Source organism: Actinotalea sp. C106, from assembly GCF_023630195.1.
In the GTDB taxonomy this organism is placed as follows: Bacteria; Actinomycetota; Actinomycetes; order Actinomycetales; family Cellulomonadaceae; genus Actinotalea.
This window is the reverse complement of record NZ_JALPKN010000006.1, coordinates 19,876-32,033: the sequence shown is the minus strand read 5'-3', so window position 1 is coordinate 32,033 and position 12,158 is coordinate 19,876. Positions and strand designations below refer to the sequence as shown.

Annotated in this window: 10 protein-coding genes, 2 tRNA genes and 1 pseudogene; 3 read left to right on the top strand and 10 right to left on the bottom strand. The window is 70.7% G+C overall.

Annotation, left to right across the window (positions count from 1 at the left end):
• Window positions 1-457, bottom strand: a pseudogene (locus tag L0B03_RS01050) (ABC transporter permease); the annotation flags it as partial.
• Window positions 454-1,380 (bottom strand): ABC transporter ATP-binding protein, encoded by a 927-nt coding sequence (locus L0B03_RS01045; RefSeq protein ID WP_250442914.1) that lies wholly within the window; start codon window positions 1,378-1,380, stop codon window positions 454-456. The gene L0B03_RS01045 and the pseudogene L0B03_RS01050, both read right to left, overlap by 4 nt.
• A gap of 128 nt (window positions 1,381-1,508) precedes the next feature.
• On the opposite strand from L0B03_RS01045, the gene L0B03_RS01040 reads away from it, so the two are divergent.
• Window positions 1,509-2,633 (top strand): sensor histidine kinase, encoded by a 1,125-nt coding sequence (locus L0B03_RS01040; RefSeq protein ID WP_250442912.1) that lies wholly within the window; start codon window positions 1,509-1,511, stop codon window positions 2,631-2,633.
• Window positions 2,630-3,289: a response regulator transcription factor gene (locus tag L0B03_RS01035; RefSeq protein ID WP_250442909.1), complete on the top strand. Its 660-nt coding sequence runs from the start codon at window positions 2,630-2,632 to the stop codon at window positions 3,287-3,289. Before L0B03_RS01040 ends, L0B03_RS01035 begins: the two co-directional genes overlap by 4 nt.
• A gap of 25 nt (window positions 3,290-3,314) precedes the next feature.
• On the opposite strand, the gene L0B03_RS01030 is transcribed toward L0B03_RS01035, so the two are convergent.
• Window positions 3,315-4,589 carry an endo-1,4-beta-xylanase gene (locus tag L0B03_RS01030; RefSeq protein WP_250442907.1) on the bottom strand — a complete coding sequence of 425 codons (1,275 nt, stop codon included), beginning with the start codon at window positions 4,587-4,589 and terminating at the stop codon, window positions 3,315-3,317.
• Window positions 4,590-4,715: 126 nt separating this feature from the next.
• Here L0B03_RS01030 and L0B03_RS01025 point away from each other — a divergent pair, with 126 nt between their 5' ends.
• Window positions 4,716-5,369: a ThuA domain-containing protein gene (locus L0B03_RS01025; RefSeq protein ID WP_250442904.1), complete on the top strand. Its 654-nt coding sequence runs from the start codon at window positions 4,716-4,718 to the stop codon at window positions 5,367-5,369.
• Window positions 5,370-5,376: 7 nt separating this feature from the next.
• On the opposite strand, the gene L0B03_RS01020 is transcribed toward L0B03_RS01025, so the two are convergent.
• From L0B03_RS01020 to gyrB, 7 genes are all read right to left on the bottom strand, one after another.
• Window positions 5,377-5,907, bottom strand: a complete 531-nt coding sequence (locus L0B03_RS01020) for a hypothetical protein (protein WP_250442900.1) — start codon at window positions 5,905-5,907, stop codon at window positions 5,377-5,379.
• Between the two features lie 111 nt (window positions 5,908-6,018).
• Window positions 6,019-6,091: transfer RNA gene (locus L0B03_RS01015), tRNA-Ala, on the bottom strand.
• A gap of 49 nt (window positions 6,092-6,140) precedes the next feature.
• On the bottom strand, window positions 6,141-6,260 hold the full coding sequence (locus tag L0B03_RS01010; RefSeq protein ID WP_243758629.1) for a DLW-39 family protein: 120 nt from the start codon (window positions 6,258-6,260) through the stop codon (window positions 6,141-6,143).
• Between the two features lie 26 nt (window positions 6,261-6,286).
• Window positions 6,287-6,360: transfer RNA gene (locus L0B03_RS01005), tRNA-Ile, on the bottom strand.
• Window positions 6,361-6,425: 65 nt separating this feature from the next.
• Window positions 6,426-7,235 carry a DUF3566 domain-containing protein gene (locus L0B03_RS01000; RefSeq protein WP_250442897.1) on the bottom strand — a complete coding sequence of 270 codons (810 nt, stop codon included), beginning with the start codon at window positions 7,233-7,235 and terminating at the stop codon, window positions 6,426-6,428.
• Window positions 7,232-9,865, bottom strand: a complete 2,634-nt coding sequence (gene gyrA / locus L0B03_RS00995) for a DNA gyrase subunit A (protein WP_374204854.1) — start codon at window positions 9,863-9,865, stop codon at window positions 7,232-7,234. The genes L0B03_RS01000 and gyrA overlap by 4 nt, the downstream gene beginning before the upstream one ends.
• 53 nt (window positions 9,866-9,918) lie before the next feature.
• Window positions 9,919-11,919 (bottom strand): DNA topoisomerase (ATP-hydrolyzing) subunit B, encoded by a 2,001-nt coding sequence (gene gyrB / locus L0B03_RS00990; RefSeq protein ID WP_250442923.1) that lies wholly within the window; start codon window positions 11,917-11,919, stop codon window positions 9,919-9,921.
• Window positions 11,920-12,158 lie beyond the last annotated feature (239 nt).

Genomic DNA, 12,158 nt, shown 5'->3' with positions numbered 1-12,158 from the left:
TGGCGAGCCCGAGGCGGGCCGGGAGGTGCGCCCCGAAGCCCACCACGGCGACCGTCAGCGCGAGCCCGACGCCGACCGCCGCCTGGAGGAGGCTGGTCAGCACCTGGGCGGCCAGCACCATCGCCGGGTGGGCCGGGGTCACCGCGAGGCGGCGCAGCACCCCGGTGCGCCGGTAGTACGCCAGGAAGCTCGGCATGTTCACCACCCCGATCGTCGCGATGACCACGGTCAGCACCAGGGGCAGCACGTAGAGGTCGAGCACCGTCCGGCCCCCGGCCCCGGGGATCACCTGGTCGGTGTCGCCCAGGGCGTTCATCACGAGGATCAGCAGGGGCAGCCCGACGGGGATGAGGAGCCCGGCCGTGTCGCGCACGACCATGCGCACCTCGGCACCGGTCAGTGTCACCCAGGCCCGCAGCCCAGGTGCACGGGGGGCGGTCTCGGTCGCAGCGCTCATCGTTCCTCCTCCGTCTCCGGCCCGGACGGGCCACCGGTCAGTGCGAGGAAGGCGTCCTCGAGGGTGGGGCGTTCGACGCTGGTGCCGGTGGCGACCACCCCGTGCCTGGTCAGCGCGGTGCTGACCGCCCGCTCGAGCTCACCCCTGCCGTGCACGACCACCGCGTCGCCACGTACCTCGACCCCCTCGACCTCGGGCAGGGTGCGCAGCAGGTCGGCGTCGACAGCCCGATCGGCGTCGAAGCGCACCCGTTGCGGGAGCGCGGCCCGGGCCACGGTCTCGGCCGGGCTGCCGGTCGAGACCACCCGCCCGGCGTCGAGCAGGGTCACCTGGTCGCAGAGCCGCTCGACCTCGTCCATGTGGTGGCTCACCAGGAGCACCGTGACCCCGTCGGCCCGGAGAGCCTCGACCAGGCCCCACACCTCGCGGCGCGCCTCGGGGTCCAGCCCCGTGGTGAGCTCGTCGAGGATCACCACCCGGGGGCGGCCGATGATGGCGAGGGCGATCGACAGCCGTTGCTGCTGACCCCCCGAGAGGTTCTCGAACCGCGTCCTCGCGCTGCGTCCCAGCCCGACGGCCTCGAGGGCCTGCGCCGGGTCGAGGCCCGACCGGTAGAAGCTGCGGTAGAGCTTCACGAGCTCGAGGGCGGTGAGGGCGCTGTGCAGCTCGCTCTCCTGGAGCTGCACGCCGAGCAGCTGCCGCACCGCACGGCGGTCCCGCCGTGGGTCCAGGCCGAGCACGCTGACGCTCCCGCGGTCGGGCGTGCGCAGGCCCGCGGTGATTTCGACCGCGGTGGTCTTGCCGGCGCCGTTGCGCCCGACCAGCCCCATGATCGAGCCCTCGGGCACCGTCAGGCTCACCCCGGCCACGGCCACCGTGGACCGGTAGGTCTTGTGCAGGTCGTGCATCTCGATCGCGGACACGTGCCCTCCTTCGCTCCTGATCGACGCTAGGAGTGCGCGGGAGGGCACCACAGGTGCCGGGGGTCACCTCACCCAGGCATGACTTCTGGCAGGGCCGCGGGCTGGTGCTTGCGCCATAGGGTGCGGAGATGGCGCGGTTCGACGCGGAGATCTGGTCGGGCGTCCTCGGCACGGCGATCTGCGCGGCCGTGGGCGTTCCCGTGGTCGTGCTCGTGGCGCAGGGCAGCGAGGTCACCGTGGGACCTCCGGCGCTGTGGTTCGTGGTCTTCGGCGGGTTCCTCGCCGCCCTGGTGACGGGCACCTGGTTCGAGGGAGGGCTGCACCGGACGCGCGCGCGGGCGATCTTCGGCGTGCAGGTGGTCCTCGGCGCGGCCGCGGTGCTCCTTGCTCCCCGGGCCGGGTTCCTGCCGATCGTGCTCGTCTTCACCTCGGCCTTCAGCTGCTACGTGCTGACCAGGCGGGAGACCATCGGCGTGGTCGCCCTCAACACCGCGGTGGTGGGGGTCGCCGTCGCGACAGGACCTGCCGGGCTCCTCGAGGTGCTGCTCTCGGCGGGCCTCTACCTCCTGCTGCAGAGTGCGAGCGTGCTCAGCGTGCTGGCCTTCCAGCGCGAGGAGAGGTCCCGACGCGAGCTGGCCGAGGCGCACGTCGAGCTGCGGGCGGCGACGGCGCTGCTCGAGGAGTCCTCCCGCGCCGCCGAGCGTCTGCGGATCTCCCGGGACCTGCACGACCTTCTCGGCCATCAGCTGACGGCCCTGACCCTCGAGCTGGAGGTCGCGAGCCACCACAGCACCCCGCCCGCGAGGGAGCACGTGACTCGTGCCAGCCGCATCGCCCGCGAGCTGCTCGCCGACGTGCGCACGACCGTGGGTGAGCTCCGGCGCCGCACCCCTGATCTGACGGCAGCCCTCGAGGCCCTGGTCGCCGATCTGCACGAACCGACCGTCCACCTCTCGGTCGAGAGCCCGCCCACCCTCGACGACGAGACCACGACCATTCTGCTGCGGTGCGCCCAGGAGGTCGTCACCAACGCGATCCGTCACGCCGAGGCCACCCACCTGTGGATCGAGGTCGGGCAGGACGACCAGGGCAGCACGCTACTGACGGCCTGGGACGACGGGCTCGGGGCCCACCCGATACGTCTCGGGCACGGGCTGCGCGGCCTCACCGAGCGGATCGAGGGCCTCGGCGGCCGGGTCGTCTTCACCGGCGACCAGGGCTTCCGGGTCAGCGCCGTGGTGCCGGCCGCATGATCCGCGTCGGGCTCGTCGACGACCAGACGCTGGTCCGCCAGGGGATCCGGAGCCTCCTCGAGCTCGCGGAGGAGGTCGAGGTCGTCGCCGAGGCCGGGGACGGGGACGCTGCGCTGGTCCTGGTCGCCGATCACGCCCCGGACGTCCTGCTCCTGGACCTGCGGATGCCTGGACTGGACGGGATCGGCACCCTCGAGGCCCTCCGTGACCGGGGCGCGGACCTTCCCGTGCTCGTCCTGACCACCTTCGACGACGACGAGCTCACGCTGCGGGCCCTGCGCGCCGGCGCCCGGGGCTACCTGCTCAAGGACGTGACCCTCGACCAGCTCGTCGGCGCGATCCGGCACCTCGCGGCGGGCGGGACGCTCATCCAACCCGCGGTGACCGACCGGCTCCTGCGAGCAGTCGGTCGCGGCGAGGCCCCCACGGCTCCCGACGACGGCTCGCCCGGGCTGGTGCAGCCCCTCACCGATCGCGAGGTGGACGTGCTGCGGATGATGGCCGGGGGGTACAGCAACCGGGAGATCGCCGAGGCGCTCTTCCTCGCCGAGGGGACCGTGAAGAACTACGTCTCGAGCGTGCTGCTCAAGCTGGACACCCGGGATCGGACGCGCGCTGTGCTGCGTGCCCTGCACCTGGGTCTGCTCGCTCCCTGAGCGTGCTCGCCCCGACGCGCGGTGCTCAGGGCAGCTGCACCTGCTGCGGCTCCCCGTCGAGCACGAGGGTCGTGGACCCACCGCGGGCGCTGACCTCGTAGTCCCCGCGCCACCCGCTCACGGCGACCCGGCCGTCGTCGTCGGTGCGCATCGGGGTGGGGGAGAGCCACCACTCGCCCTTGATGAGCCGGCGCAGCACCTCGTAGGCGGGCTTGGGGGTGCCGTCCTGACGCACGAGGCCCGCCGGGGCGCCCAGCCAGGCGCCGTCGTCGGTGATGCCCCAGTAGGTGATGGACTCGACCTGCGGGTGGGAGAGCAGGGTGCGGTAGTGCCGCTCGATCTCCTGCGCCTGGCGCTCCTCGCCGGCCGGGGTCGAGGGCCAGTGGTCGACCTGGTGGTCGTTGAGGTCCTCGATCTCGGGGGGCATCAGCTCACCGGACAGCAGGGTGGACTCGGTGAGGTGCAGGGGCAGGCCGTACCGCGAGAACCGGTCGAGGATCGCGAGGGTCTTCTCCTCGCCCCAGTAGCCCTGGTGCATGTGGCTCTGCAGGCCCAGGACGTCGACCTGCACCCCCGCCTCGAGGACTCCTTCGAGGAGGCACTCGTAGGCGGTCGACAGGTCGAAGTCGTTGAGCAGGAGGGTCGCGTCGGGGTTGGCGGCGCGGGCCTCCTCGAAAGCCAGCCGGACAGTCGCGATGCGTCCCTTCTCGCGGCACAGGCGGGTGATGCCGTTGTCCTCCTTGTCGAAGACCGGCATGATCACGGCCTCGTTGATCGCGTCCCAGGTGTCGATCAGGCCGGCGAAGTCCGTGACCTCGCGCCGGATCCGCTCGCGCTGCACCTGCTCGACCTCGCCGGTGCTCAGCTCGAGGAGCCAGGGCGCCGTGACGGTGTGCCACAGCAACGGGTGGCCCTTGACCTCGACCCCGCGGTCGACGAACCACTGCGCCGCGCGCAGCAGGCGGTCGGTGGCGGGCCGGCCCCGCACCGGCTCGAAGGTGCCCCAGTAGAAGGGCAGGGTCGCGGTGCTGAACACGTCGAGCCAGAGCTCGGCGAGGTGCTCGAGCTGCTCGGTCCGTGCCGCGTCCTGGGCCGGCGCCCCACCCGGCGCCGAGCCGCCGTTCGCGAGGTCCACGAGGTCGAAGCCGATGTTGCCGAACCCGAAGGCGTGACGACGCTGGGCGACCGTGACCTCGGTCCGCGGCAGCGGCCGGCCGTCGGGACCCAGCACCGTGACGGTGCTGCGCAGGGTGCGGTGGCTCAGGGACGGGTCCGGGCTGACGGTGACCGGTGGGCGCATGGTGTCCTCCTCGTCGAGTGCCGACCATGATGCCACGTTCCTCGAATCGATTCGAGGGCTCCGGAGCCCTTAGCCTCGACGCATGGAACGCACTTCGCTGACCCATCACGACGAGGGCGACCCGCGGTGAACCGGGCGCTCATCTTCACGGCCACCACCGAGTACCGACACGACTCGATCGACCGAGGCACCGCCGTGCTCACGGGCCTCCTGACCGACCTGGGCCTCGAGGTGGACCACACCGAGGACCCCGACGTCTTCACCCCGATCGACCTGACCCGCTACCGGCTCGTCCTGTGGCTCTCGGTGTCCGGGGACGTGCTCACCCCGGCCCAGCGGGCGTGCCTGGCGCGCTGGCTGGCCGACGGCGGGGCGTGGATCGGCGTGCACGCGGCCACCACGGCCGAGCCGGGCTGGCCCGAGTTCGAACGCATCGCCGGGGCGCGCTTCGTCAGTCACCCCGACGTCCAGCCCGCGACGGTCGACGTCGTGGACCCCACGCACCCCTCCACCGCGCACCTGCCGGCGCGGTGGTCCTGGACGGACGAGTGGTACGACTTCGCGGCACGGCCCTCCGCGGACCACACGGTGCTGCTCACCGTCGACGAGTCGACCTACGAGGGCGGGACCATGGGGAAGGGGCACCCGATCGCGTGGTCGGGCCGGTACGGCACCGGTCGCACCTGGTACACCGCGTTGGGCCACGCTGCCGAGAGCTACGAGGACGAGGTGTTCGTGGCGCACCTGCGCGGCGGGATCACGGGCTCCCTGGCGCCCTGACCCCGCGTCAGGGAGCCCAGCGACCGCGCACGGGACCGGTGTCGACGTCGAGGAGCTCGTCGACGGGCTCGGGCGACCCGTCGGCCTCCGGGCTCGCGTCGTGCGAGGCGCCCGTGCCGACCGCACGCCGCCAGCGCGCGAGCTGCAGCACGACCACGACGAGCCACACGATGCCGAGGGTCCGCACGTCCGAGTCGATCAGCCCGATCGTCCAGGACCCGATGCCGAAGGTGGACACCCACACGAAGCCCGGCACGATCCCGAGAGCCCCGGCCACCACGAGCTCGGCAAGGAGGACACCGAGCGGGTGCCGCCGCAGGCGGCCCACCAGCACCAGGACGGCGAAAGCCAGGATGACTGCTCCGTGCGCCGTCGACCACCACCAGAGCTCGGGCATCTCGAACTGCTGCATGGCCATGTGTGACTGCAGCTCGACCTCCGAGCCGAACCACAGGACAGCCAGCAGGGCTGGGATCCTCAGGACCTGGAGCACCTTGACCGCAGTCGACACGTCGTCCCCCTCGCCATGGATGCCCATCACCCTACGGGCGGTCGTCCGGCATCGATCCACCTGGGCGGACGGACGGCTTCTCGCCGTGGAGCTCCTGCCAGCGCTCGGGGTTCGCGGATCAGGGAGGCGGCTGAGGGGTGGAGCCAAGGGGACTCGAACCCCTAACCCCCTGCTTGCAAAGCAGGTGCGCTACCAATTGCGCCATGGCCCCGTGCGGCCGGGGCCGCGGGTCTCCGAGCCGAGGGCCCGGAGTGATGAGGTCACGCGATGTCGTCGGTGACCTCGGTCCAGAGGTCGCGCTCGTCGCGGTCCTCCGCGTAGGTGCGCCACACGACGTAGCCGGCCGCGCTGGCGAGCAGCACGATCAGGAGCTTCTTCATCGTTCCTCCGGATCCATCGTCAGGAGTGGGCCTAAGAGGACTTGAACCTCTGACCTCTTCCTTATCAGGGAAGCGCTCTAACCGTCTGAGCTATAGGCCCCTGCGCACGGTGATGCTGCGTGCGCCGCACGAGACTACCCCAGTGACGGGGTAGCCCCCAAACCGTCAGTCGTCGGTCAGGGTGAGGTGGATGCCCCCCACGAGGGCCGCGACGATGTTGTAGAGGAAGGCCCCGATGGTCGACAGCGCCGTCAGCAGCACGATGTCGACCACCGCGATGAGCATGGCCAGGGCGATGACACGGTCGAAGGCCACGTACTCGAGCAGGTTGAAGAAGTCCGGGGATCCCGTGACCTCGGCGATCGTGTCGTTGACCTGGGAGAAGATCGCGAGCTCGTCGAGGGTGAACCACACCACCGCGGAGGCGACCACGATCATGATGCCGATCGCGAAGGACAGCAGGAACGAGAGCTTCATGACCGACCACGGGTCGATCCGGGAGACGGCGAGCCGCACCCGACGCGGGCCGGCCGCGCTCTGCGGCTCCTCCTCGACGGTGGTGGTCCGGACGGTGCGTGCCGTGGTCGCCGAGGTCGCGGCCTGAGCCGTGCTCTCCGATGTGGGCAGGGCGTTGCGCGCGGACTCCGCGGCGCTCCGTGCGGCCTTCTTGACCCGCTCGCCGACCGACGGTCCGGTCGCGGTGGTGCTGCCCGCGCCCGCCGTGCCGGTGCCGGGCGCCTTGGTCCCTGGAGCCTTGGCCCCGGAGTCCTTGGTCACCGGCGAGGTCCCGACCGTGGGGGTCGTGCCGGTCGAGGGTGCCTTGGCGCCGGTGACCGGGGCGGACGCAGGACGCGGGCGGGGCGCATCACCCTTGCCGGCAGCCGGCGTCTCCTTGGGCTTGGTCGAGGGACGACCGCTGCCGCCGGTCGGCTTCTTGGGGGCGATCGAGGGTGGCTTGGGCCCGTCCGTGCTCATCGCTCTCCCTCGTTCGCTTCCGCCTCGGCGGCCTCGTCCTGCTGCTCGGCCGTGCTCTCCGCGTCCACGGTAGCCGCATCGGGCGCGAGGTTACGCTCCACGTTGCGGGCGACCGCGAGGATGCGGTCCCCGTTGTCGGGCTTGGCCAGGATCACACCGGTGGCGTCGCGACCGTGCACGGGGATCTCGCCGACCTGCGACCGGACGACCTTGCCGCGCTCCATCACCACGAGCACCTCGTCGTTCTCCGCGGCCATGAGCGCACCGACCAGGGAGCCGCGGTCGTCTGGCAGCCGGGCCGCGCGCACCCCGAGCCCACCACGCTTGGTGCGGCGGTAGTCGAGGTTGCCGTCGGCGTTGACCCGGTGCATGTCGGAGCGCTTGGCCGTGCCGCCGTCGGTCACGGTGACCAGGTAGGAGTCGGGGCTGATGACGTCCATGGCCAGGAGCTCGTCCTCCTCACGGAACTTCATGCCGGTGACCCCGGAGGTAGCCCGACCCATGGGGCGCAGCTGGTCGGCGGTCGCGTGGAAGCGCACCGCCTGGCCCTTGCGGGACACCAGGACCAGCTCGGAGTCCTCGTGGACCAGGGCCGCCGAGACCAGCTCGTCGGCCAGGCCCTCGTCGTCCTCGCGAAGGTTGATCGCGATGAGCCCGCCGGTGCGGTTCGAGTCGTACTCGGTGAGCCGGGTCTTCTTGACGAGTCCGCGGCGCGTGGCCAGCACCAGGTAGTCGGCCGCCTCGTAGTCGCGCAGGTCGAGGACCTGGGCGATCTGCTCCCCGGGCTGGAAGGCCATGAGGTTCGCGACGTGCTGGCCCTTGGAGTCGCGGCCGCCCTCGGGCAGCTCGTAGCCCTTGGCCCGGTAGACCCGACCGAAGTTGGTGAAGAACAGCAGCCAGTGGTGCGTCGTGGTGACGAAGAAGTGGTCGACCACGTCGTCGGCCCGCAGCTGGGCGCCGCGGACCCCCTTGCCGCCACGCTTCTGCACCCGGTAGCTGTCGCTGCGGGTGCGCTTGGCGTACCCACCGCGGGTGATCGTGACGACGACCTCCTCCTCGGCGATGAGGTCCTCCATCGAGACCTCGCCGTCGAAGGGCAGGATCTCGGTGCGTCGGTCGTCGCCGTACTTCGCGACGATCTCCTCGAGCTCGTCGCCGACGATGTCCCGCTGACGCTGGGGGCTGGCGAGGATGTCCTTGTAGTCGGCGATCTTGACCATCAGACCGTCGTACTCGTCGGTGATCTTCTGCCGCTCGAGGGCCGCGAGCTGGCGCAGCTGCAGGTTGAGGATGGCGCGGGCCTGGATCTCGTCGACCTCGAGCAGCCCCATCAGCCCGTCACGGGCCTCCTCGACGGTGTTCGACGCGCGGATCAGCGCGATGACCTCGTCCAGGGCGTCGAGGGCCTTGAGGTACCCGCGCAGGATGTGGGCGCGCTCCTCGGCCTGGCGCAGGCGATACGTGGTCCGCCGGACGATCACGTCGAGCTGGTGGGTCACCCAGTGCCGGACGAAGGCGTCGATGCTCAGGGTCCGCGGCACGTCGTCGACCAGGGCGAGCATGTTCGCCCCGAAGGTGTCCTGCAGCTGGGTGTGCTTGTACAGGTTGTTGAGGACGACCTTCGCGACGGCGTCTCGCTTGAGGACGACGACGAGGCGCTGGCCGGTGCGACCCGAGGTCTCGTCGCGGATGTCCGCGATGCCTTGGACCCTCCCCTCCTTGACCAGGTCGGCGATTTTGGCGGCGAGGTTGTCGGGGTTGACCTGGTACGGCAGCTCGGTGACGACCAGGCAGATGCGGTTCTGGATCTCCTCGACGGTGACCACGGCACGCATGGTGATCGACCCGCGACCCGTCCGGTACGCGTCCTCGATGCCGCGGCGGCCCAGGATGGTCGCCCCGGTGGGGAAGTCAGGCCCGGGGATCCGCTGGATGAGCGCCTCGAGCAGCTCCTCCTTGGTGGCGTCCGGGTTCTCGAGGTGCCACGTCACGCCGGCCGCGACCTCGCGCAGGTTGTGCGGCGGGATGTTCGTGGCCATGCCGACGGCGATGCCCGCGCTGCCGTTGACCAGCAGGTTCGGGAAGCGCGAGGGCAGGACCGAGGGCTCCTGGGTGCGACCGTCGTAGTTGTCGCGGAAGTCGACGGTCTCCTCGTCGATGTCCCGCACCATCTCCATGGCCAGCGGCGCCATCTTGCACTCGGTGTATCGCGGGGCGGCGGCCGGGTCGTTGCCGGGGGAGCCGAAGTTCCCCTGCCCTGCCACCAGCGGGTAGCGCAGCGACCAGTCCTGCACGAGGCGTACCAGGGCGTCGTAGATCGCCGTGTCACCGTGCGGGTGGTACTTGCCCATGACGTCGCCGACCACACGGCTGCACTTGGAGAACTGCCGGTCGGGCCGATAGCCGCCGTCGTACATCGCGTACAGGACGCGACGGTGCACGGGCTTGAGGCCGTCCCGGACGTCGGGCAGTGCGCGACCGACGATGACGGACATCGCGTAGTCCAGGTAGGACCGCTGCATCTCGAGCTGCAGGTCGACCGGGCTGATCCGGTCGGTGATGACGCCCACCGGGATCTCACCAGGGATCTCGCCGGGGTTCTCGCCCTCGGGAGGAGTCTGCTCGGTCACGCTGGTCTACCTCGTTCTGTCGGGTGTGCTGCTGGGAGGACCGTGCTCGTTCCTCAGATGTCGAGGAAGCGGACGTCCTTGGCGTTGCGCTGGATGAAGGACCGTCGGGACTCGACGTCCTCGCCCATGAGGACCGAGAAGATCTCGTCGGCCGCGGCGGCGTCGTCCAGGGTGACCTGGAGCAGGGTGCGCTCGTCGGGGTCCATGGTGGTCTCCCACAGCTCCTTGTAGTCCATCTCGCCCAGGCCCTTGTAGCGCTGGATCCCGTTCTCCTTGGGGATCCGCTTGCCCGTGGCCTGGCCCTCGGCGAGGAAGGCGTCCCGCTCGCGGTCGGTGTAGACGTAGTTGTGCGGGGCGTTGGACCACTTGAGCTTGTAGAGCGGCGGCTGCGCCAGGTACACGTGGCCCTTCTCGATGAGGGGACGCATGTAGCGGAAGAGCAGGGTCAGCAGCAGGGTCGAGATGTGCTGGCCGTCGACGTCGGCGTCGGCCATCAGCACGATCTTGTGATACCTGAGTTTGGCGAGGTCGAAGTCCTCGCCGATGCCCGTCCCGAAGGCCGTGATCAGCGCCTGGACCTCCTGGTTGCCCAGCGCCCTGTCCAGCCGTGCCCGCTCGACGTTGAGGATCTTGCCGCGGATGGGGAGGATCGCCTGGGTGCGCGGGTTGCGGCCACGGACCGCCGAGCCGCCGGCCGAGTCGCCCTCGACGACGAAGACCTCGCACTCGACGGGGTTGTTCGACTGGCAGTCCCGCAGCTTGCCGGGCATGCCCCCGGACTCGAGCAGGCCCTTGCGCCGCGTGGCCTCACGGGCCTTGCGCGCGGCGAGACGGGCCTGGGAGGCCTGGATCGCCTTGCGGATGATGTCCCGCGCCTCGTTCGGGTGCGCGTCGAGCCAGTCGCCGAGCTGCTCGTGGACCACCTTCTGCACGAAGGTCTTGGCCACGGTGTTGCCGAGCTTGGTCTTGGTCTGCCCCTCGAACTGCGGCTCACCGAGCTTGACCGAGATGACGGCGGTCAGGCCCTCGCGGACGTCGTCCCCGGTCAGGGCGTCGTCCTTCTCCTTGAGCAGGTTCTTCGCCCGGGCGTACCTGTTGACCAGGGTGGTCATCGCCGCACGGAAGCCCTCCTCGTGCGTGCCGCCCTCGGTGGTCGAGATGGTGTTGGCGTAGGTGTGCACGGACTCGGAGTAGGCACCGGTCCACTGGAGCGCGATCTCGACCGAGATCTTGCGCTCGGTGTCCTCGGCCTCGACGTCGATGATCTCCGGGTGGATCAGCTCGACCTTCTTGGCGCTGTTCAGGTGCTTGACGTAGTCGACCAGGCCGCCGTCGTACCGGTAGGTGACCGAGCGGGCGGTTCCGCCCGAGGGTGCCGTCGTGGCGGCGACGTCGTCCTCGGACTCGTGGGAGCGGTCCGGCTCGGTGACCTCGTCCTCGGTGCCCGTGTGCTCCGGGCGCTCGTCGGTCAGCGTGATCTGCAGACCCTTGTTGAGGAAGGCCATCTGCTGGAAGCGGGCCCGGAGGGTCTCGAAGTCGAAGTCGACGGTCTCGAAGATGGCGTCGTCGGGGTAGAAGGTCTGGGTGGTGCCGGTCTCCTCGGTCGCGGCACCGCGCTCGAGCTCGCCCACAGGCTTGCCGCCGTCGGCGAAGCGCTGGGTCCAGACGTGCCCGTCACGCTTGACCACCGTCGTGACCTGCTTCGACAGTGCGTTCACCACAGAGATGCCGACGCCGTGCAGACCACCAGAGACGGCGTACCCGCTACCGCCGAACTTGCCGCCCGCGTGCAGGATGGTCATGACGACCTCGACGGTGGGGCGCCCCTCGGTGGGGTGGATGGCGACCGGGATGCCACGGCCGTCGTCGCTGGTGCGGACACCGCCGTCGGCCTGGAGGGTGACCTCGATGTGGCTGCAGTACCCGGCGAGGGCCTCGTCGACCGAGTTGTCCACGACCTCGTAGACCAGGTGGTGCAGCCCGCGCGGGCCGGTCGATCCGATGTACATGCCAGGACGCTTGCGCACCGCCTCGAGCCCCTCGAGGACCGTGATCGCGCTGGCGTCGTAGCTGCTGCTCGAGCTGGTCGTCGCGGCGGTCGGAGGAGTGCTTCCGGACGGTGTCGAGCTCTGGTCAACCACGGGCGCGGGTGCTCCTTCAGGTGTCGCGCGCGCGGACGCGAGGCCGGGGCCGGCCCTGCCGCACGCACAGGTGTTCCTGGCGGCGTCGAGGACGGGCACGCTGGCGGTGGGCGAGCTCGGCAGTCCGGGCGTCCCACCCCCGCACATCTCCG